The 21766-nt window shown below is 59.5% G+C and carries 20 protein-coding genes; 11 read left to right on the forward strand and 9 right to left on the reverse strand.

Annotated elements, in window-relative coordinates; translation table 11 throughout:
- Positions 1 to 23: 23 nt before the first annotated feature.
- From ACZ5C3_RS10115 to ACZ5C3_RS10155, 9 genes are all read left to right on the forward strand, one after another.
- Positions 24 to 3428, forward strand: a complete 3405-nt coding sequence (locus ACZ5C3_RS10115) for a CHAT domain-containing protein (RefSeq protein WP_464037368.1) — start codon at positions 24 to 26, stop codon at positions 3426 to 3428.
- A gap of 33 nt (positions 3429 to 3461) precedes the next feature.
- Positions 3462 to 3917 (forward strand): hypothetical protein, encoded by a 456-nt coding sequence (locus ACZ5C3_RS10120; protein WP_464037369.1) that lies wholly within the window; start codon positions 3462 to 3464, stop codon positions 3915 to 3917.
- Between the two features lie 175 nt (positions 3918 to 4092).
- On the forward strand, positions 4093 to 4296 hold the full coding sequence (locus ACZ5C3_RS10125; protein WP_464037371.1) for a hypothetical protein: 204 nt from the start codon (positions 4093 to 4095) through the stop codon (positions 4294 to 4296).
- Positions 4297 to 4307: 11 nt separating this feature from the next.
- On the forward strand, positions 4308 to 5072 hold the full coding sequence (locus ACZ5C3_RS10130; protein WP_464037373.1) for a hypothetical protein: 765 nt from the start codon (positions 4308 to 4310) through the stop codon (positions 5070 to 5072).
- Positions 5073 to 5347: 275 nt separating this feature from the next.
- Positions 5348 to 6079: an HXXEE domain-containing protein gene (locus ACZ5C3_RS10135; protein WP_464037375.1), complete on the forward strand. Its 732-nt coding sequence runs from the start codon at positions 5348 to 5350 to the stop codon at positions 6077 to 6079.
- Positions 6080 to 6469: 390 nt separating this feature from the next.
- Complete coding sequence (locus tag ACZ5C3_RS10140) at positions 6470 to 6595, forward strand: hypothetical protein (RefSeq protein WP_464037377.1); 126 nt, start codon at positions 6470 to 6472, stop codon at positions 6593 to 6595.
- Between the two features lie 59 nt (positions 6596 to 6654).
- Positions 6655 to 6864, forward strand: coding sequence for a hypothetical protein (locus ACZ5C3_RS10145; protein WP_464037379.1), 210 nt, complete (start codon positions 6655 to 6657; stop codon positions 6862 to 6864).
- Positions 6865 to 7363: 499 nt separating this feature from the next.
- Positions 7364 to 7762, forward strand: coding sequence for a hypothetical protein (locus ACZ5C3_RS10150; protein ID WP_464037381.1), 399 nt, complete (start codon positions 7364 to 7366; stop codon positions 7760 to 7762).
- Positions 7763 to 7998: 236 nt separating this feature from the next.
- Positions 7999 to 8331, forward strand: coding sequence for a hypothetical protein (locus tag ACZ5C3_RS10155; protein WP_464037382.1), 333 nt, complete (start codon positions 7999 to 8001; stop codon positions 8329 to 8331).
- Positions 8332 to 8334: 3 nt separating this feature from the next.
- Here ACZ5C3_RS10155 and ACZ5C3_RS10160 read toward each other — a convergent pair whose 3' ends face one another.
- Positions 8335 to 8508: a hypothetical protein gene (locus ACZ5C3_RS10160; protein WP_464037384.1), complete on the reverse strand. Its 174-nt coding sequence runs from the start codon at positions 8506 to 8508 to the stop codon at positions 8335 to 8337.
- Positions 8509 to 9316: 808 nt separating this feature from the next.
- On the opposite strand from ACZ5C3_RS10160, the gene ACZ5C3_RS10165 reads away from it, so the two are divergent.
- Both ACZ5C3_RS10165 and ACZ5C3_RS10170 read left to right on the forward strand, forming a co-directional pair.
- Positions 9317 to 9790, forward strand: a complete 474-nt coding sequence (locus ACZ5C3_RS10165) for a helix-turn-helix domain-containing protein (RefSeq protein WP_464037385.1) — start codon at positions 9317 to 9319, stop codon at positions 9788 to 9790.
- A 387-nt stretch (positions 9791 to 10177) separates the two neighbouring features.
- Positions 10178 to 10924: an outer membrane protein gene (locus ACZ5C3_RS10170; protein ID WP_464037387.1), complete on the forward strand. Its 747-nt coding sequence runs from the start codon at positions 10178 to 10180 to the stop codon at positions 10922 to 10924.
- A gap of 97 nt (positions 10925 to 11021) precedes the next feature.
- Here ACZ5C3_RS10170 and ACZ5C3_RS10175 read toward each other — a convergent pair whose 3' ends face one another.
- The 8 genes from ACZ5C3_RS10175 to ACZ5C3_RS10210 all read right to left on the reverse strand — a co-directional run bounded on the left by ACZ5C3_RS10175 (position 11022) and on the right by ACZ5C3_RS10210 (position 21742).
- Positions 11022 to 12368: a c-type cytochrome gene (locus ACZ5C3_RS10175; RefSeq protein ID WP_464037388.1), complete on the reverse strand. Its 1347-nt coding sequence runs from the start codon at positions 12366 to 12368 to the stop codon at positions 11022 to 11024.
- 12 nt (positions 12369 to 12380) lie between these two features.
- Positions 12381 to 14159: a GMC family oxidoreductase gene (locus tag ACZ5C3_RS10180; protein WP_464037389.1), complete on the reverse strand. Its 1779-nt coding sequence runs from the start codon at positions 14157 to 14159 to the stop codon at positions 12381 to 12383.
- A gap of 2 nt (positions 14160 to 14161) precedes the next feature.
- Complete coding sequence (locus ACZ5C3_RS10185) at positions 14162 to 14866, reverse strand: gluconate 2-dehydrogenase subunit 3 family protein (RefSeq protein WP_464037390.1); 705 nt, start codon at positions 14864 to 14866, stop codon at positions 14162 to 14164.
- Positions 14867 to 17146: 2280 nt separating this feature from the next.
- Complete coding sequence (locus tag ACZ5C3_RS10190; protein WP_464037391.1) at positions 17147 to 18394, reverse strand: MFS transporter; 1248 nt, start codon at positions 18392 to 18394, stop codon at positions 17147 to 17149.
- Positions 18395 to 18607: 213 nt separating this feature from the next.
- Positions 18608 to 19666 (reverse strand): HAD family hydrolase, encoded by a 1059-nt coding sequence (locus ACZ5C3_RS10195; protein ID WP_464044687.1) that lies wholly within the window; start codon positions 19664 to 19666, stop codon positions 18608 to 18610.
- A 68-nt stretch (positions 19667 to 19734) separates the two neighbouring features.
- Positions 19735 to 20595: an SDR family oxidoreductase gene (locus ACZ5C3_RS10200; protein ID WP_464037394.1), complete on the reverse strand. Its 861-nt coding sequence runs from the start codon at positions 20593 to 20595 to the stop codon at positions 19735 to 19737.
- Positions 20596 to 20745: 150 nt separating this feature from the next.
- On the reverse strand, positions 20746 to 21219 hold the full coding sequence (locus tag ACZ5C3_RS10205) for a PaaI family thioesterase (protein ID WP_464037395.1): 474 nt from the start codon (positions 21217 to 21219) through the stop codon (positions 20746 to 20748).
- A 196-nt stretch (positions 21220 to 21415) separates the two neighbouring features.
- A complete protein-coding gene (locus tag ACZ5C3_RS10210) occupies positions 21416 to 21742 on the reverse strand; it encodes a hypothetical protein (protein ID WP_464037396.1) in 327 nt (108 codons plus the stop codon).
- Positions 21743 to 21766: the final 24 nt, after the last annotated feature.

Raw genomic sequence — 21766 nt, forward strand, 5'->3', positions numbered from 1 at the left:
TAATTTTTGACGGAGATTTTAAGATGTCTGTGCTCGGGCTCCTCAAGGCGGCATGCCAGCGCTCCATCTTTTTCTCCGGCGGGCTCGCGGTCCTTGTGCCCGCTGTTTTAGTCGCGCAGCCGGCCTTCGCCGAACTCTCGAAGGAAGCGGCCATCGAGCAATGCCGCATGAGCGTCGGCCGGCCCATCGTCATGGCGTGCATGCACAGCGGCGGCGGCAGTCTTGAAGCCTGCCGCGCCCAGGCCACGCCGAAGGTGCGCGCCTGTGTGATGGCGAAGCTGACCGCCGCGAATGGCCGTGCCAATGTCGCTGTTGCTGTTCCGACTGAAGCTGCGCCGAAGGTTTCGCCGGGCACCAAGCTGCCCGCAGGCTTCGTCGCGCCGCCGCGTACGATTTCCGACATCACCGCCATTCTCGACAGCGAGAAGCCGGACCTGAAGAAGATCGAGCAGACCAAGGCCGACGCCGACGATCAGCCGACCGGCAAGGAATCGAAGGCGGATCTCGCGCAGTTCTATTTCGACCGCAGCAATGCGCGCGCCGAACTTGGCCGCGTGACGGATGCGATCGCCGATTCCAACAAGGCGCTCGAGGTCGGCCAGGGTGCGGTCACCGCCAACTTCAAGGGCCGCATCATTGTGTTGGCGGGGCTGAACTATATTGCCGCGGGCGATCCGAAGAAGGCGCTCGAGCTTTACATGCGCCAGTTGCGCGAGGTTGCGGGCCAGCAGGGCGCGAAGGGCTATCTGTTCGGCGCCAACCGCCAGATCGCGGGTCTGTTGATCCAGATGGGCGATCTTGCCCAGGCCGATGCTTATGTGCGCAAGAACGCCACCGCGATCCAGGAAGCGCGCACCAGCGGCCACCCCGGCTGGCGCAATTCCTACGCCAAGTTCGGCCAGAACTGGGAATCCGAGATCGAGTTCGGCCGCGCCATGATCGCGGAGGCGCGCGGGCAGTTCGCCGAGTCTGAGGCCGCTTATCGCCTCACCGAACAGCGCCGCCGCGCCGCCATGAAGGCGCTGCTGGATGCGGACAATCCGCCATCGGAATCCGTGCTGCTGCAGGGCATCGATTTCACCGTGCTCAAGCAGGCGCGGATGAAGGCGCGGCAGGGACGGCTTGCGGAAGCGGAAGTCGATGCGCGGCGCGCGCTGCTCTCGCGCCTCAAGGACAACGGCAAGTATCATCCGCAGACGCCGCGCTATGTGGCGGGGCTCGCCTCCATCCTTGTGGAGCAAGGCCGCTACGATGAAGCGGAAAAGCTGATGCGCGTGGCGCTCGAGGTCAACGAGACACTCGGCATCGCGCCGGACGCACAGTCCACCGTCGATCTGCTTGGCCAGCTTGCGGGTGTCTTGAACCTGCAGCGCAAGGGCAAGGAGGCCGCGGCCACATTCGACCGTATCGACAAGGCCACTGCGAAATGGGAGCCTGCGCGCCGCCAGGTGTATGAACTCAATCCGGCGCGCATTCTCTCGCTCTATGGTTCAGGTCAGGTCGAGGCCGGGCTCGCCGCCGCCGAGGCGCTGGTGAAGAAGCAGGTGGCGCGCGTCGGCGACGGCCATTTCGACACAGCGTCTGCGCGCGGCGTGCTGGCTGTCGGCCTGATGCGGGCCGGCCGCAACGCGGACGCAGCGCGCGAGTTCAAGGCCGCGATCCCGATCTTGCTGACGGCCGCGCGCGAGAACGCGGACGACGAGAACACCACGGTGGTGGCCGCGCGCACGCAGCGCCTGCAGAACACGGTGGAGAATTACTTCCTGCTGCTGACGCGCGATGCGGCTGCCGCGGGTGATGTCGGCGAGGAGACGTTTGCATTGGCGGACGCCGTGCGCGGCCAGTCCGTGCAACAGGCTTTGGCTGCATCGAGCGCGCGTGCCGCCGCGAAGGACCCGAAGCTCGCGGAGCTGGTGCGCAAGGAGCAGGACCTCGCCAAGCAGGTCAACGCGCAACTCGGCACGCTGAACAACGTGTTGTCGCTGCCCTCCGGCGAGCGCGACGAGAAGGGCGTGCAGGCGATCAATGCCTCGATCAATACGCTGCGCACCGAGCGCAGCAAGGCGCGGGTGGAGATCAACCAAAAATTCCCGGCCTATGCCGATCTGGTGTCGCCGAAGCCGCCGTCGGTCGCGGAGATCCGCGCGCTGCTGGCGGACGGCGAGGCGATGCTCTCGTTCTATTTCGGCCAGAGCGGCAGCTTCGTGTGGGCTGTGCCGAAAACTGGTCCCGTCGCGTTTGCGCAGATCAAGGCGCAAAGCGGCGACATCGAGAGCAAGGTGCGCAAGTTGCGCGAGGCGCTGGAGCCGCAGGCGGCGATGATCTCGGACATTCCGCCGTTCGATCTCGCGTTGGCGTATGACCTCTATTCGCTGTTGCTGCAGCCGGTGGAGAGCGGCTGGAAGGGGTCGAAGAACCTCGTCGTGGTCACCAACGGCGCGCTTGGCTTGTTGCCGCTGTCGCTGTTGCCGACCGCGCCCGCCAGTGTGAAGCCCGACGACGATCCGTTGTTCGCGGACTATCGCAATGTGCCGTGGCTGGCGCGCACCCACGCGGTGACCACGGTGCCGTCGGCGGCGGCGCTGCGCACGCTGCGGCAATTGCCGCCGGGCAAACCGAGCCGTGGCGAGCTGGTGGCGTTCGGCGATCCGTTGTTCAGCACCGAGCAGCAGGCGGAAGCGCAGGACAAAGCCGAGAAGGTGCAAGTCGCTGCCACGGACAACGTGATGCGTGGCGTGCCGCTCAAGCGTCGCAGCAGTCCCAAACTTGAGGGCGTGGACAGCGCCGAGATCGCACAGTTGCCGCGTCTTCCCGACACCTCGGAGGAGCTGAAATCCATCGCGCTCGCGCTGCAGGCGGACCCCTCGAAAGTGCTACATCTCGGCAAGGACGCGACTGAAGGCAACGTGAAGACCATGAACCTCTCCGGCTTCAAGGTGCTGGCCTTCGCCACCCACGGTCTGGTGCCGGGCGAACTCAATGGCCTGACGCAGCCCGCGCTCGCGTTGTCATCGCCCACGGTGACGGGTGAAGAGGGTGACGGTCTTCTGACGATGGAAGAGATCCTCGGTCTCAAGCTCGATGCCGACTGGGTCGTGCTCTCGGCGTGCAACACCGGCACGGGCGCAGGTGCGGGCGCGGAAGCCGCGTCCGGTCTTGGCCGCGCGTTCTTCTATGCCGGCACGCGTGCGCTGCTGGTGACGAATTGGTCGGTGCATTCGCAATCCGCCCGCGAACTGGTCACCGATCTGTTCAAGCGGCAGGCGGCGGATGCCAAGCTGCCGCGCAGCGAAGCGTTGCGGCAGGCGATGATGGCGCTGGTGGATGGACCCGGCTATCTCAACGCCGAGGGCAAGACCGAATTCGCCTATGCGCATCCGCTGTTCTGGGCGCCGTACACCATCATCGGTGACGGCGGTGTGCGTTGATCTTTGTGTGACGAGAGAGGAAGAGGACTGACCGTGATCAAACAGATGTTGAATGGATGTGCCGCCTTGGCCGTCACCATGTTGCTCGCCACGCCATTGCAGGCCGCCGCCGGGCAAAAGCTGATCACGGATGAGGAAGCCAAGCTGCCGCCGCCGAAGGGCGCGGTGGCGACAGAGCGGCGCGGCATCCTGCGCGGGCCCAAGGTCTTGTTCACCGGGCCGAGCGATCCGACGCGCTCGCCGATCCGCCTTGTGCTCAAGTTTGAATCCTTCGGCGATGCCAAGATCGATCCTGAGTCCGTCAAGGTGACGTATTTGCGCACGCCGAATGTGGATCTGACCTCGCGGGTGAAGCAATATGTGCAGGCAGGCGGCATCGATATGCCGGATGCGGAATTGCCGCCGGGCGAGTATATGGTGCGCGTGGATTTGAAGGACAGCGACGGCCGTCCCGCCAGCACCAGTTTCACGCTGAAGATTGCGCCCTAGTGCGGTGGATCTGACGTTCGTATCATTGCTAGCTGCGGGTTCATCATACGAACGTCAGATCCAAAACCGCACTAGGATTATATTGTTGCTAGTGTCCCTCAGGTTCTGACATTCGTAACCGAGGGTGCCGCAAAACCAATACGAATGTCAGAACCGGGACACTAGAGCTTTTCGGATGATTTGCCCGTACTGCCTGAAAGAAAATGCGGATGAGGTGCTGGTGTGCGTCACCTGCTCGCGCGACATCGCGGTGCCTGCGACGCTGATCGCCGAGCGCGATGATCTCCTCGAGAAGCGCGACGCCGCGCGTGAGGAATTGCAGAGGGCGATGGCGGAGCTTGCGATGTTCAAGACCAAAGACCGTAAAAGGTCTGCCTGAAAGAACTGCTGATGGAATGTCCGTTCTGCGCCGAGACCATCCGGGACGAGGCGATCGCCTGTAAGCATTGCTCGCGCGATCTGCGCGTGGTGCGTCCGGTCCTGCTTGAAATCCAGGACCTGGTCGGCGATCTGGAGCGCATCCGCAGCGCGCTCGACCGCACCAACGCCAAGCTGGAGCGTTATCACCATCCGGTGCGCTATGTCGCAACGCATGTGGCGCTCTATGTGCTGATCCCGGTGTTGCTGCTGCTGGTCGCGCACAGCGTCATCACCATCGTGCTCGATGTCTCGCAGCTTTACTTGCGCATCGCCTCGCTCGTCATCCCGCTGCTGTTCGGCTTCCTGAGTTTTCCGTTGCACAAGGTGCGCATCGGCGGCGCGGCGCTGCTGGCGTTGCTCACGGCTTTGCTCAGTGTCGGCGGCATGCTCACGGTCACCGGCCTGCACGATCACGTGCCGATATTGCCGGGGCCATGGATCGAATGGCGCGAGGTGCTGGAATATTCCTCCAGCATTTTCCTCGCCTTCATCTGCGGCAACACCATTGGCCTCATCATCTTCGACGTGCTGCCGAAGACGCTGGGGCAGGGCGGGAAGCCCAATGCAGCTGCGTTTCGCGTCGCGCGTCTGCTCGGTGAGCATGTCGGCGAGGAAACGCTGCGCCGCCGCGCGCGGCTGATCCAGGATCTGATGCAAACGGCCGGCCCGATGATCGGCGTCGCCGCCACTGCGATCGGCTCGGCCTATACAGGGCTGAAGGGGATCGTGGGGTAGGGGCCGGCCGGGTTGGTGGTGGCGGCTTCTGCCTGTAAGCAGCAGAAGGCCGGAGCGACGGCTGTTCGCTTCGCGATATTCAGCCGTTCCGGTGAATTCTGGCTTTGACCCAAAGCGGACATTTTGACGAAGTCCGCTTATGACCCGAAGCGGAATCGGTCCAACGACCGACCTGTTCCCAAACAATGTTGATCTGCGTCAACGCCGCTGACTACCGGGCGGGAAGTGTACGACGTCTATTAGGTGCGTTCAGCAATTCGGTATCAGAAGCAACGATGCAAACACATTGGTTCTACACCGTTTGGCCGTTCATAGGGTTCGGTGGGGCAGTCGTGATGGTCGCCATCCTGCTCATGACAGACGCATTCCGTGGCAACACCACCGTATCGCGCTGGCGAGACCTTGTCTGGCTGGCGTGGTTAGCCGTGCCACTCTATTGGCTGCATCAACTTGAGGAATATAGCCTGCCGGTGATCGGCCTGAACTACTCACTCCCGGATATGGTTTGTAAGAACTTCGGCTTTGAGCCGTATCCGGCTTGCCCGATCCCGCTGCCGTTCTACCCGCTGGTGAACATTGCTCTCATGTGGTTCGGTGCGCCACTCGCAGCGTACCTCAGCAGGCGAAATATACTCATCGGCCTCAGCTACTGGGGATTACTTTTAGCAAACGGACTACTGCACACGGCAGGCGGCATCGCGCAGGGTGCTTACAACACTGGCCTATGGACTGCGGCAATCTTGTTCGTTCCGTTGTCACTCTGGGTCATTTATGCCTGCGCGATCCGTGGGCCGTACAAAGGAAAGGTCGTGGGCGTGGCGTTCGCCGCCGGAGCGCTCACGCATGTCTTGCTTTTTATCGGCTACGGGCTTTTCAAGTCCGAGGTGATCGGAGGTAATGGCTTGCTGGTCTATGCCGCTGTGATCGGTTTCACGCCGATAATCTTGGCAGCCCTTGGCAGCCGGTTCTTCAAGCCGCAGTTGCTGCGGCCCGTTCCGATCCAATAGGACGAGCCCGCTTTTGGCCCTTTTCTGACTTGGTGTTCGTGCTGCGCGATGTCCGGTTGTTAGGACAAAGCGGACTTCGTCGGGGCCTAAGTTCACTTCCGCTCATGACCCATTGCGAACGCGGTCGGCTTTAAGGGCGAGCACCATAAACCTTCGTATTATTCCGTCACATCTTTAGATGCCGGACGATGACCTACGTTCAATGGAACTGGTGATCGCGATCGTCTTAGGCTGCACCGGTTGAAAAAGCGCTCCGGCCAGTCACAAGTATTTTATTCCTTCGTGACCGCCTGCAGAGCTTCAAAGTTGAGAGTGGGATACTAAATCGGGATGGTATGATGTGTATCATATAATAGCCATCTCGTCCCCTCATCATCGTTTGGAGTGAATATGGGAGAAGTAGTTCAATTTATCCCGAAGGCTGAGCGCGAGCGAATCCGCCTCATTCGGGAAGCCCGCGCGCTCTACGACAGCGTATTCCCGCAGGCTGAGCCAGCCCGCGAGAAGCAGGACTAGACACGGATAGATCATACGGTCTGCGGCGCCAATGCCCATCTCAACAAGGGGGTTCTTCTTTGATCTCGATCATCGCCGTGCTCTGCAGTCTCGCCTCTCCGACAAATTGCCACGAGCAGACCGTCACCACCTCGGACTTCGCTGACATCTCAATGCAGTCCTGCATGATGGGCGTGCCGCAGCTCGCCGAGTGGATGAAGCAGCATCCGGCCGAGCGCCTCGCAGCATGGCGTTGCGTGATTGGCAAACAGGATCGCAGGGGAGCTTAGGGTGAAGAGGTGCTTCACCTGATGCTTTCAACCGTTTCATCACAATGGCCGCGCTGACTGATCGGGACCGTTCGATAGCCACCAGGGCTTGTTGATCGCGTAAGTCCCTTTGCGTGCATGAGCCCGCATCTGGCACATCAACGACTTGCGCACTCGCTGAATTTTCGCTTTACGCCTCAAGCCGATTTTGCGAGACGAGGTTGGTGATGGCACGTCCTTCCATCAATCAGTCAGACGGGCCGGGACGCTGAGGGCACGGTGGGCCGTCCGGACACGGCCAGGCTCCCGAGAGCGCATTGACTTGAAGCGTTGACCTGGATCAACGAACGCTCCGCTCACGCGCCGCATGCATACCGCATAAGAGTGATGCGACGCACCGCTTTGAAGGGCTAGTATTGGGTGCACCGCTCGTCTGCATCGAAGAGACTGATTGAGCGGCAATTCCGCGTCCGGTCGAACGGGCTCCTGTCGCCTGTCGACCAGTTCATCGGAGGGTCTCATGAAAACCTTTCATCCGTTGCTGCTGTTCGCACTGCTCATGACACAACCGGCCCTGGCCCAGGTTGCAGATTTGAACGGAGCCTGGACGGTCGACGCCACGGCGTGCGCTGCCGTGTTTACCGATCAGGACAACAGGCTTGCTTTCAAGCCGGATGCTGATCTTCACGCGGGCGGTTTGATCGTTCAGGGAAAGCGAGTCACCGGCACATTTCAAAAATGCACCATCACATCGTTTCGCGATGACGGGACGACGATGCGCGTGGTTGCCGCGTGCTCGGATGGTGTCGCGGTTTCGAATGTCCCGTTCGACGTGAAAATCACCGGGCAGAACAAGATGACACTCAGCTCCAAGGAGCCGGTGCCGGTGGAAATGCTGTATTCGCGCTGCGCGATGTGACGTCCGCGCAGCGACGCGAAGTTCGCGCAGCGATGCTAAGCCTCTTCCTGACGAGTGTGGCGGTTCAGAAGTCCGCATCATTCGTGCGGCGAGTCCGGAATGCGGACTTCAGAACCAAAGCCACACTCGAATAATAACTTACGAGAGCCCTTCGATTCCGAAGTTCGCAGATGAACGAGCAGCGAGATGATGCGAACTTCGGAAGCGGGACTCTCGTCGAACGAGGAGAGACACTTATGACACGTCTCACATGGGTGATCGGACTACTGGCCGCGGCTGCAGTTAGCGATGCATCGGCGCAAGTCGCCAACCTGACCGGCGTCTTTACATGCGTTGAGAAGTGCCGGGGAGGCCAGCCCGCCCAGATCACGCAGAACGGAGCTCAACTCAATATCGTGACCGAGGCCGGCACGGCTTCACGCGCCTGGCCGGACTGGTTTTCGCCGACGAGCCGGATCTGGGTCGATGCCTTGAACGAAGGCGCGGTCTATTCTCCGGACGGCATGCGCGTTCAGTTCGACAATGGCACCATCTGGCTGCGAGGCTTGCCGCCGTTTCGGCGCAGGTGATCTTTACTGAGAGCTGATCTGTCCTGAAAGGTGATCTGCCCTGATCAAGTGGCCGGGGAGCGCTGAAGGCGGTTGGTCGACGCGCGCGCCGTGCGTCAGCTCGGTCAGGTCGCGCGTCAGTTCGGTCAGGATGTTGGCGAGGAGCACCTTCGCCGCCGGTCGGGGTTGATCCAGCATCTGATGCAAACCGTTGGTCCCATGATTGGCCGTCGCCGCGGCGGTGGTCGGTTTGGCCTATACGGGGCTGAAGGGAGGTGGGGGTGAGTCTCAAAATTCCGGGTTGGTTTGTCTTTGTGGGGTCAAGTAGTACTGGCCTCTCTTATCCCTTGGTGGCCGGTTTTGACTTTCGCAGCGGCCTAATTTGATGGTGTCCTGCACTGGCGCATGGGGGCCAGATTGAGGCGCCCGCGTTGAACATTAAAGGAAGCGCCGGCAGAGCGGCGGCGCGGGTTCCAGGCGATCCAATGCGGCTGACAATAGCGTGCCATGCAAATCACATTGCCGCGAATTAACCAGGCCCAGGAACCATTCTGTCAACCTTTTGTTGACAAGTGCTGGACCTATAATATTTATAGGTCATGACCGAACCCGATAAGCCAAAGTCAAGACGAAAAGAGGCGGGGGGACCGCCTCATTCGGCGAAAGTTGTGCAGCTGAAAAGGCCATTCCCACCGGCCCAACAGCCTGACCAGCTATCGGCAGCGGATGCGCTCAAAATCATCCGTATGCTGGCTGCGGATACCGGGAAAATAGTTGTGATCCCCTATGGGAAGAAGAGGGCAAATGAGCGAAGAGTGACGCGCCGGCAAATCGAACTGTGCGTCCAAAAGGGTACGATATCAGAAGGGCCGTTCATCAACGGCCATGGAAATTGGCAAGTGAACCTTTGGCGGCACGCTGCCGGAGAGCAGATCACATGCGTCGTAGCCATCGATTGGATTACGCACGTTCTCGTTATCAACACGTTTTGAAAGAGGAGCAATCCATGTCTTATCACTACACGGAAAGCGGCCTCGATAACATCTATCTCGAGGACGGCTTTCAGATACACGATACGCCATACGGAAAAGGCGTATCCATCCAAGATAGCGAAGGCCTACACAAGGTTATCGGCAAATGGCTCATCTCTCAGCCGAAGCCCATAAACGGTGCGGAGCTTCGTTTTCTTCGCCTAGAAATGGAATCCACTCAACGCGATCTCGCGGGTATCATAGGAGCAACGGAGCAAACCTTTCGCCTATGGGAAAAGAATAGGAAGAAGAAAATACCCGGAACGGCAGATCGGCTAATCCGCGCTCTTTATGCTGAATACATAGGAGGCGATGGAAAAATCCGCGGAATGTTGGAAAAACTTGCGGAGCTCGATCAACTCTCAAATACTACCGGGTGTTTTGGAAAGGCACGCAACAATCACTGGAAGCGTCGTGCCGCGCCTGACCTTGAAGAAAAAAGGGCGTAATCAGTGCCGAACAAAAGCCCGCCCTAAATCGGCGGGCTTTTTGTTGCCAAGCTTAGGGGCCCATTTTCAAACCCCGAGTGACCTTAATTCAGTCAGTACCGAGTCAAGTGGATAAAAGCGTCGCAGCGCGGACCGGCCTTATGCGCGAGATGCCCGCTCAGGGACCTGCTTGTGAAGTACATCAGCATCGTCGGAGCTCGCGATGATTCGATGCGCGGAACGCCGTCCGTGATCCGGATCACGTTGCGATGACGCAACACATCGCCGGTAAACGCGTGCATGGCCGAATACGCATATAAGCATGACGGAATTGTCCAAGACGACGTGGTGGTCTGTCCTTAAAGCTTGCGGAACTGGCACACCCGCACGGAATCAAAGGCCTCCACAATGACATCCCGGACCAATGCATTTATCGCATCTTTCCTGCTCGTCGGATCGACGATCGGTGTCCAGGCTGCTGATCTTCCGGCCCGCGTTTATACCAAGGCCGCCAGCGTACAGGTCTATGACTGGAGCGGAATTTACATCGGAGCCAATGGTGGCTGGGGTTCGAGCCACAGTTGCTGGTTTTTAACGAATGATGTCGGCACCCCTCGTCCAAACGATCCTGAAGGTTGTCATAATGCATCCGGCGGCACCGCAGGCGGCCAAATCGGATATCGGTGGCAACGATCGAGCTGGGTTTTCGGCCTGGAGGCTCAAGGCAACTGGGCCGACTTCAACGGCTCCAATCTCAGCCCGATTGGTGGCTTGATCAACCGATCGAAGCTTGACACTTACGGTCTCTTCACGGGGCAGGTCGGGTACGCGTGGGACAGCGTGCTTCTTTACGCAAAGGGCGGCGCCGCGGTGGCCCGTAACAGGTACGCCGGCTTTGAACTGCAGGACGGCGTCGACATCGACAGAGGCTCGGAGACCCGCTGGGGCGGCACCGTCGGAATCGGCGGTGAGTACGCCATTTCACGCAGCGTGTCGTTCGGGCTCGAATACGATCATTTGTTCATGGGAAACCGTGACACCACTCTGATTGCAACGGGGCTGTCGATGGGGGCCGCGGGCACGAACACGCGCGGAGAACGCATCAGCCAGGACGTCGATACCGTGACGGCGCGTCTTAACTTCCATTTCAATTGAGGCGATCGGACTGATCCAACCGATGGCGCTGATGTGGAGTTCGCATCATTCCGCGGTTCAGCCACTCCATCACGCGAGCTTCCTCGCGTGCATGTCCTTAATTCGGACTCGCGTCCGCTTTCGTCGCTGATAATTCCTTCCGGATCGACGTCACCTGAGCCGCATCGACCTTGCCGGCACGGTTGCCGAAGCTGTTGCGGGCAAACGTTGCGAGTTGGGCGACTTCGTCATCCGACAGCCGCTGAGCGAAGCCGGGCATGCCGAGCGCAGACGGTGCGCTCGCCGTCGGAGGCAGCGAGCTGCCGCCTAGGATCAGGCGGATCAGCGACGCCGGGTTGTCCGCAAGCACGCTCGGGTTGCCCGCAATTGCGGGAAACACATGCGCGTATCCCGTTCCGTCAGTGCGGTGACAGGCCGCGCAGTTGTCCACGTAAAGCTCGGCGCCACGGCTGTCATTCTTGCCGGCTTGCAAGGCGCGCGCAGTTGAAGGGTCGTTCTTGAAACCGGCTTTGTCGCCGGGCGCAGCGGGCAATGTTTTCAAATAGGCCGCAATGGCCTCGAGGTCATTGTCGGTGAGATGCTGCGTGCTGTGGACGACGACATCGCTCATCGCAGCACCAATCACCGCCGCATGAACATTCCGTGCGCTCTTGAGCGTATCGACGATATCCTGCACGGACCACTTGCCAAGACCATCGGCAGTGTTGCCGCGCAAGTTCACGGCATACCAGCCATCGATGATCTGCCCGCCCGCGAGATAGGCGTTGCTGCGCTCATCCAGCGCTTGCTCTTGCAGGGTCACTTCGCGCGGCGTGTGGCAGCTGCCGCAATGACCCAGCCCCTGCACGAGGTAAGCGCCACGGGCAACACGTGGATCGGAATAATGCTTGGGGTCGAACGCGACGCTGTCTGGTGAAGGCGCGAACGTCTTGCGCCAGATCGCCAGCGGCCAGCGCATCGACAGCGGCCAGGGAATGTCGGCAGGGCTATTGTTGGCTTTCACCGGCGCAACGCCATGCATGAAGTAGGCGTAAAGCGCGCGCACGTCATCGTCGCTGATCCGCGCATAGGATGGATAAGGCATCGCCGGATAAAGGCTGCCGCCCTTGCGGGAGATGCCGTGACGCACGGCGCGGTCGAAATCGTTCAGCGTATAAGCGCCGATGCCGGTGTCACGGTCAGGCGTGATGTTGGTGCTGTAAATGGCGCCGAGCGGCGAGGCCAGCGCGAGGCCTCCGGCAAAGTCCTTACCCGTCGCAGTGGTGTGGCACGCAGCGCAGTCGCCAGCGGCCGCAAGATAGCGGCCCCGCTCGACGAGTGCCGCGTCGTCTCCGCTCGAGGTCGCGGTAATCTCACGGGTCGAGGTTGGAACAAATGCGTAAAGCAGCACTGCCACTGCTGCCAGCACAGCAAGTGAGAGCACGCCGATCAGAAATTTCTTCATCGGTCGATCTCCTTACGTGCGCACAAGCGGACCCGGATTTTTGATGTACTGGTCCACAATCGCTTCCGCGGCCCAGTACGCCAATCCGCCAACGAGACCGGTCGGGTTGTAACCATTGTTCTGAGGGAAGGCGTTCGCGCCGATCGCGAACACGTTCGGCACGTCCCAGCTTTGCAGATAGCGATTGAGCGCCGAGGTCTTGGGATCGCTGCCCATGATGGCGCCGCCGCAGGTGTGCGTGCTTTGGTATTGCGTGATGTTGTAGTGCGTGCCGGGTTTTTTACTCTCGGAGGACGAGGCTTTCGGGTTGAGCACCTTGACCATTTCCTCCGCCTTGCCGACGAGGAATTGTGCCGCGCGAATTTCGTTGTCGTGCCAGTCAAACGTCAGTTGCAGCATCGGCCGCCCGAAGACATCGCGATACGTCGGATCAAGGCCGAGGTAACTCTGCCGATACGACATGCACGCGCCTTGCACCTCGAAATAGAAGCTGTGGCGGAAGTAATCCGCAGCCGCGCGTTTCCACGCGGTGCCCCAGGCGGGCGTGCCCGGGGGCACAGGAATGCCGCGCACCGGTCCCGCGCCAGGCTGTCGTGCCCAGATGATGCCGCCGCCGACAAAGCCGGCTTTGGCATTGTCCAGTTGTTTGCCGTTGAGGTCGTCGAATGTCGCGCCGCCGCCGCCGATGCCCATGAAGGCGTTGGCCTGCACGTCCTTGTCAAAGAACAGCGAGACGCGGTTGAGGTTCTGGTAGGAATAGTTGCGGCCGACTGTGCCTTCGTTGGCGACGGGGTCATAGGCCTTGCCGATCCCCGAGAGCAACATCAGGTGCACATTAAAGAGGGAGAACGCGCAGAGCAGCACGAGGTCTGCGGGTTGTTCGAATTCACGCCCTTGCGCATCGAGATAGGTCACGCCGGTCGCGCGCTTGCCGGTGTTGTCGAGATTCACTTTAAGAACCTGCGCCAGCACACGCAGCTCGAACAAATCCTTGCGCCGGCGAAGCACCGGAAGAATGCAGACGTTCGGCGTGCCTTTTGAATAGTTGATGCAGCCATAGTCGCTGCAGAAGCCGCAGAAGTTGCACGGACCCATCTGGCAGCCATATGGATTCACATACGGCTGCGACGCGTTTGATGCCGGAATCGGATAGGCGTGATAGCCGAGCTCGCCGGCCGCTCTCTTGAAGTATTCGGCGCCGAGATAATCGGGGTTCGGCGGCAAGGCATAATCGCGCGACCGCGATCCTTCAAAAGGGTTGCCGCCTTGCTGGACCTGGCCGTTGATCACGCCCGCTTTGCCGGAGGTGCCGCAGACGTATTCGAACTCGTCGAAATGCTTCTCCAGCTCGTCGTAGGTGACAGGGAAGTCCTGGATCGTCATGTCTTCGGGAATAAAGTCGCGGCCGTAACGCTCTTCCGTGGTGCTGCGGAGAGTCATGTCCTCGGGCAACGGCCTGAAATGGCAGCCCGACCAATGGCTGCCCGCGCCGCCAACGCCGGTCCCCGGCTTGAAGGAGCCGATCTGCCGGTAGGGCACCGCTGTATCCTTGATGCCATGACGCGCGGTGAGCGTTTCCTGCGCGAGACTTTGCAGGTAATGGCGATGGACGGAGCCTTCCAGTTCATCCACGGTTTTGGGATAGGCAAAGTCCGGTTGCGTATCGCGATCCGGACCGCGCTCAAGCGCAACCACGCGCAGGCCGGCGTCGGTCAACTTCTTGGCCAGGATCGCCCCGGTCCATCCCATGCCGACGATGACGGCATCGACCTTTGGTTTGACGGTTGCCATGGTCAGCCCCGCTTTCCGGCCTGATCAACAGGCGGCAGCGGATACGGCTTGTCACGCACGGTCACCCAGTCGATGTAGTCGGCGCGCGCACCGGGATAGCCGATCATCTTCCACGCGCCCATGTTCTTGTTGCCGCCGTACTTCGGGTCAGCGAAATAGCCGTTGCGGACTTCGCCCAGCAGATAAGCGAAGAAGGTCTTCGAGGAGATTCCGTCGAGCTCAAGCTTGCCGCTCTGAGCGTCTTTCAGGAGAGTTTCCCGCTGCGCGTGATCCAGATCCTTGAACGCCTTGCCGCCGAAGGCTTGCTTGCAATGGGCATCCATTGCGTCGAGACCAACACTTAAAATTTCGCGCAGCGTCAGCTTGCCCTGATAGCCAAAATCAGCGGAGGCCTCGATATACGGTCCCTGCGTGTACCAGATTGCGCCGCTGGCATAAGGTGTCTGCATATGACGGTCGAGGAATTCAGGGACGCCGGACTCAACCGCGCCGGGGCCCACCTCGTCAGCGGGAATCAAATGATCGCAGATGGCTGTGAGCGTTGCATACTGCGCCGGGTTGAAAACCGTCGGCGTATAGGTGCTGACTGCGTTATCTGCGGACGCAGCGCCCGGTATGGCCGCTGCTAACGGGACAAAGCCTAAGCTTTTGACAAGATGACGACGTGATAACAACGTCTGCAAAGTATTTGGCTTTTTGTCATTCATAAGCTGGTTCCCGTGATGAATGGATCGGTACAGCTACGAGTCAGCCCAATGCAATTCACCGTTGCGCGAGCACGGGGCGGGGAGACGACGACGCGAACTTAGCAGACGTCCAACGCCGCCGGAATTCCGAATCATCGACACTCAGCCTGCGCCTGCGACCTGTGCGTGATCTGCGACCTGGGGTTTCACCATTTGCCTTAGTCCCCTCGATCAGGCGCCTCCGGCAGTTCATGCAGCCGTCCGGCATGATCGTGATCGAATGAGTGATACTGAAGATCATCGGCACTTACAGACATTCATCTCCAGATAGCCGCTGGCCGCCAAAGCCCACTGGCCGAAACGTCGCTTTTGCGCCAAAAACTCATAGGCAGTTGCCGCCGAGGATAGCGCTTAGTCTGAGATAGAGTGGTCCAGGCTCGGCCCTCTTTCCCAACCTCATTCTCCGGCCGTCGATGCACGATGCGCTGCGCTCGGTAACGGTACGGACTTATTCGTTGAGGTTTATCTCGAGGACTCCCGGCTCTGGCGATCTGAAACAATAAAAACGCAAGGCGCCGCCATCTGACGTTGAACGGAATATGACCGGGGCATCACCATCCCACTGAGCCAATTCCGTGACCAAGTCCTGCACCGTCAACAGCTTGTCCACGTTGGGCGCGGTCCTTATCGGTGGCACACCGCCTCGGCTTACCTCATCACTGTGCTTCATGATCATCCTCGGGCCGCTCAACGATTGAGCGCTCAACTTGTGTTCAGCTCCGCTCGATCTTGTGCCGCTTCATTCTCCGCCAGCGGAGGAGACATGACAGGCAGATGATCAAACAGCCCCCAGCGAATGCGAGGATGGGATGATCCGAGATATTGACGCTATAGAACTTGCCAAAGAAAAATAGCCCAACGGCAAAAGTCGCGGCCGAGACAACGGCATATGTGCCGAAGCTGTCTCCAGGATACGGGTGATGTTCCTTTGCAACCGCGGGCGGAGCATCCTTGCGCCGATCAAGCGTCATAAAAGGAATGCCATACCCACAACGATCAAGCCGCAGAACAGGGGAATGATAATCGGCGGAACCAGCCAATCTCGGATGCGGAATGGCGCTTCATTTGACATAGCTAAATCTCCCGAGCCCCGCATTTGCCAAGCTCTTCATTGTCCACCGCGGCAAGTTATGCAGGCTGCTCGGCGCCGACTGGAATGCCTGAATTGTCTTGAAGGACGAGCGTAGCTTCGCTCGGGCAGCGGCCCTTGGACTTCATTTGGTTGCCGCAAAATCGCACCGGCATTTCCTTTTAGGAAATGGACACGCGCACTGTGTAGGTGTGGATCCGTGAGCCCAATTACAATGGCAGAATGCTGCTTTAAGAAATAAGCTCGGAACCAGTGCCAGCCACGATCGTCACGAAATAAGGCATCTCGCACTATGCGCGTTCGCTTTTGACCGCACCCCGCGACAATAAGCCCAATGCCCGTGGATCACTCTACCGGCACCGCGGCGATTAATGACTCGCTATGTGTAGGTCAACGAGCGCACAGTGAATCCATCACCCGCGTGCCCTCGGCAGTTACAGGTGACTGAGAGTTTTGTGCTCCCGCCTGACTACGGAGAGCAACATGACAACAGTCCATCCGACGCCGCATTGCGTCTTGTGCCACAAGCCTATGAAATTCATGCTCGTCAAAGGCGGCGGTCGCAAATTCCAATGCGAAACATGTGGCCAGCCTGATCCTCTCCATTCCGACGAAGCACTCGGCTGGCTGAAAGGCGAGCTTGGAAAGCGGAACACCGAGGCATAAATCCGTCTTAGCGGTAGCCGGTGGATAGTTCTTTCACCACCTTTGTTCAACACCAGCCAAGCACTCGTCGGAGGAACTGATGGCCTCACGGGAAAGAGAGATAGCTCATCGGTACACCAAAAAGACACTGGCCCACGTCAGGTGGCTTAGTACTCTGCCGCCACTACGATCCCTCGCGATCCGAAGAAGCGATATCTTGCGACATTGCCTCCTGCTGCGTGGACTGATGAAGGATGGATATCGTTCGCCAGACCTTCCTGCCGATGAATTCCTGCTGCGTGCGCAAGAGTGTCTGGTTCTACTTCGCAAGGCCCGTACTCTTGCGAAGCGAGCCATGCACTAAATGAAAAAGCCGCGCCCGGTGAAGGAGCGCGGCTAACGTCATGAAATAGGCAACAGGTAAACAACGACTATGCGCCTCTGATTGAGACCGCGTCCCGCGACATAGTGTTGCATGCACGAGCCACAATTTTGGTTCACGCGCCTCACACGCGCGATGCCGGCTCAGGGACCTGCTTGTGAAGGAAATACATCAGTGCCACTGACACCATCGCAATCGAGACGACGATGTAGCCCAGCCAATTGAAATGCTGCAAAGCGCCGCTCGGCAGCTGGACGATGACGAGACCAGCAATAGCGGCTGAAACACCTCCCGCAAATTGTTGCAACGAGGCGCTGACGGCGTTGAATGCCCCTCGCTTGGTGGGATCGGGGATAGCCGAGATCAGAGCCTGCGACGGGATGATGCGCGAGAAGATCCCCGCAAACAGAACCACATTGATGACAATCACCCAGGCGAGCGGGACGTGGCCGATATTCGTCCAGAGCGGGACCATCACCAGCGTCACCGCGCTTCCAAAACAGAATGTTCGAAACTTGCCGAAACGGTCACTGGCCTTGCCGACCAACGGTCCGACAAAGATCGTGCAAAGCCCGGTGATCAGATAAATCAGAGGCAAGACCTCAAACGTCAATCCGACATTGTTAACGGTGTAGGCCGTGCCAAACGGCATCAGCATATAGCCGCCTGTCGGCATCAACATGACCAGGACGAAAGCCAGCCAATAGCGCGGCTCCGAGATGGTGTGAAACAGATGCATCAGCGGATTGCGTTCCTGCTTCAGCGCGAGGTGATCCGCCACTGGCTTCATGAAGATCAGGATGACGAGCCCTGCCGGTACCGCGACGGCGAGAATGGCGAAGAACGGCGCGTGCCAATCCCAATGATTTGCAAAGAACAGTCCTGCCGGCAGACCCAGCACCTGGCTTGCAGCGAATGCCGTCGAAATGATCCCCATCACCCGGCCACGCATTTCGAGTGGAAAGAGATCGGTCGCAATCGCAAGCACGATCGAGCCGATGACCCCGCCGAACAAGCCCGTGACGATGCGGGCAACCAACAGCATGTGATAGTTGGTGGCCAACGCACACAGCAATGTGCCCAGCATGAAGCCGCAATAGAAAAACAACAGCAGCCGCTTGCGGTCGAACCGATCAGCGAAACCAGCCGCCAGGAAACCCGATACACCCGCGCTGAAGGCATAGGACGAAACCGCCCAACCGAATTGCTGCGGGGTGATATTGAGCGTCGGCATCATCATCGCACCCAGCGGTGAGATGATCATGAAGTCCAGGATGAGCGTGAACTGCAAAAAGGCCAGGATACCGAGGACAAATGTCTGGTACCCGGTGAAAGCCAGGCGCGGTTTTTCGATCGGTGTTGCATCGTTCATGGCCCTGTCTCGCCCAATCCGAGTGGTGCAGTCAAGGCACCACCCAGGCGAATAGTCCGGGCCGTCGCCGGTTGATGGCGGTTCTCTATCGGTTCTTGCTCACGTTCTCGGGAGGCTGTCCCGGTGAATGGGTTTTGTCCGGCGCAGGAGGAGGGGCAGGAACAGGAACAGCAAAGCGAAATAATTGCCGCTGAGTGTTCCGCTTAGGGCGAGCTAGTCGAACGAAAAGATCTTCTTCCAGTCATTCTTCATGCTGATGACGGTCCAGTTTTTCGCCTTTGCCTCGGCATCGAGAGCGGGGGTGAGGGCGCCAATTTTGGTATCGGGCAGCCCCTGCGCCGGACCGTAGGCGTACTCACGTTTTGCATCGTCATGCAGGACGAGCATCGATAGACGCGCGCCGTCTCCGGCACCCGTATATTCCAGCATCTGCTGGTCTCCCGTCGAGTTACCAAATGATGCGTTCGGACGCCGGCCAATGATCAGGTGAATGCCCTCCACTTTCCCGGCAGCGTTGTCATTCAACAAGACCTTGGCCTCCGGGATGAGGATCGGCTTGCCGTCCTTGTCATAGTCATATTCGACGGAAAGAGCCGACCCGATCACCTGCTCCGGTGGAATGCCGTAGATCTGCTGCGAATACAGGCGCACAAAATCCTGACCGAAGCCCGTCACAATGAAAGTCTTGAAGCCATGCGCCCGCAGATAGGTCATCACCTCCAGCATCGGTTGGTAGACGAGGTCGGTGTAGGGCCGCTTCCAGCGTGGGTCCTTCGCGGAGGCAAGCCATTTCTTTGCATCGGCATCAAGCTCGTCAGTTGTCCTGCCGGAGAGCGTGGCAACGACGATCTTTTCGAGATCCTGCATCGTGAGCTTGGCTATCGCTTCCCGGTTTCCGGAGAGCACCGTCTTGAATGGCTCAACGTCCTTGAGCGCCGGCTTTTCCGCGGCCACCACCGGCACCCGGTCGAGGCAATACTTCATCTGGGTATAAATCGGGTGCTCCACCCAAAGCGTGCCATCCTGATCAAAAGTGGCAATGCGCTCCTCGGGAGGCACGAACTTCGGACTTGCTGGGTCTGTCGTGTCTCGCACGAAGTTGAGGATCGCTTGTTTGGCGGATCCCTCATTCCACGAGGGCAATGTGCCGCTCGAAGCAGTCTCTGCCGACGCGGAGATGGGCAAGGACAGCGCGGACAGGGCTGGAAGTAACGCGAACGTCGAGAGCAAGGTGCGACGGTCGATCCCCGGACGCAGAATGGTTTTTTTCATGTTCGGCTATTCCTCATTCAAATGGATCGCGTGGACCGCGCCGGCGGCGATGCCACTCGTCCGCTCCATCACGCGAGTTTTTCGAGATGCCCGAGGCCCAGACCGTCGACGACGGCCTTCTGGATGGGCGCGATGTCGGCATTGATCTTGTCAGCACCGAACGCTGTGCCCACCACCGTCCGAACCGCGCGACCGCCTTTCGCCTGGCCGACGAGCTTGGCGATGGCCTCGGCAACGTCATGATTCTTCGGAGCGTCCTTACCCTGCAACATTAACGAGAAGGTCTTGTGAATGGTGTTGGGTATCTCACCGAGTTCGCCGTAGGACTTCGTGATGTCGTCGTTGGCAGGTCTCTGGATGCTCGCGTACAGGCTTGTCGGGTAAGCGCCAGGCTGAACTTCCACCACCTCTATGCCGAGTTGGGAGACCTCCAGCCGCATGCTGTCGGTCAAAGCTTCGATCGCCGTCTTGCTCGCGCAGTAGATGCCGACGAAGGGGAACGTCACCCGGCCGAGGGCCGAGCCCATGTTGATAATGAGGCCATCGCGCTCGCGACGCATCGAAGGCAGCACGGCCCGCGTCACGCGGAGGAGCCCAATGACGTTGGTGTCGAAGATCGCCTTCGCCTGATCGCTCGTGAAGGCTTCGGTCACGCCGACCGACGCCATGCCGGCGTTGTTGACCAGCACGTCGATCTTGCCGGTTTCGGCGAGGATAGAAGCAACGGCGCGATCGGCCGAGCCGTCATCGGTCACGTCGAGTTCTACGACGTCTATTTTCTGGCTTCGCAGCGCATCGGCGTGGCTGCGATTGCGGTTGGCGATGTCGCGCATCGCGGCGAACACGCGATAGCCGTCGCGCGCCAGCCTTTCCGCGGTTTCGCGGCCGAAGCCGCTCGATGTGCCGGTGATGAGAATAGTCTTGGTCATGGTGTGCCTTCCGGTGATGAGGGTTGCGGGTCAATGCGAGATGATCAGCCGGTATGGCTGGTCAAGAAGGTGCCGCGACGGGGATATCCGAGAGCGAGCTTGAACAGACGTCGGGAGCGGCGCGTTGGGGGATGAAGTGTTGGACGCGCGTCAGAAGGCGAATTCCAGACTGGCGTGTGCAACCAACTTACCCGTCGACGCAAACGTAACGCGGGTTTCCGTGAAGGCCGACGTTTTGCCGAAGCGCAAGACTTCCGCTCTGACCTGATAGTCATCGTTGAAGGCTGGACGCAGGAAGTGCGTGTGCTGATACACGGTGCCTTTCGTGACGCGCCCCGTCGTGCCCACAGACAGTGCTGCAACCGAGTCAATGGCTGCCATGATTGCCTGGCCACATACCGCACCGCTTGAAAATTTGAGCGCATCACTTTGCGGAAGCATCGCGGACACGATGCCCGGGTAGACCTTGAAATCACGAAGGCCGAGCATTTTCACCCAAGGCGCCAAAACATATTCGTACAACTCAATGACTGTGGCATCTGTCACTGGTAAACAATGGAGCGGAGGAGGCCGCCCGACTCCGAAGGCCGGATCGGCCCCGTTTTGCGTTGCCTGCTCGGTCACAAGAGCCCGGTTTCCCGTTAGCGTCATTGTATTCTCAACTGCTGTCATCATTGTTCTCTCCGAATTCTCGTCAACGCGTGACTATCAGAACCGCCACACTAGGCGGCTGAACCTCTGGAGTCGTGAGGCGAGCGCGCCCAGTCGTGCGCACCAGTGCGCACTCTGTGGCGGTGAGAAGGCGCTAATTGGCCGGACATTAGTTCGAGATCGATTTCACCTTGCGGACGAGCACGCTGTCGCCGTTCCGGCTGATTTCGAGCGCACCTGACTGGTGCGCTGTTGAGAAAGCCACACTCTGACCCGGTGCAAGAACAGACACGACACGGATCGGTGTTCCTTCCTTGCCCTGTGCAAGGGTCGCGACGACGTGGAATCCGTCGGGCTCGACGGTGTAGTAGGCGACACCAGATACGTCACCGAGGTCGATGCTCATGCCATCTATCGGACGCGGGCCGTTGGCGTTGGCGGCGTCCAAAGAGACCAGGGCGAATGCTGCGGCAACAAGCATGTTGCGGATCGACATAGCGATCTCCTTTGGGTTGTGACC

The organism is Afipia dichlorophenoxyacetatis (assembly GCF_055386385.1).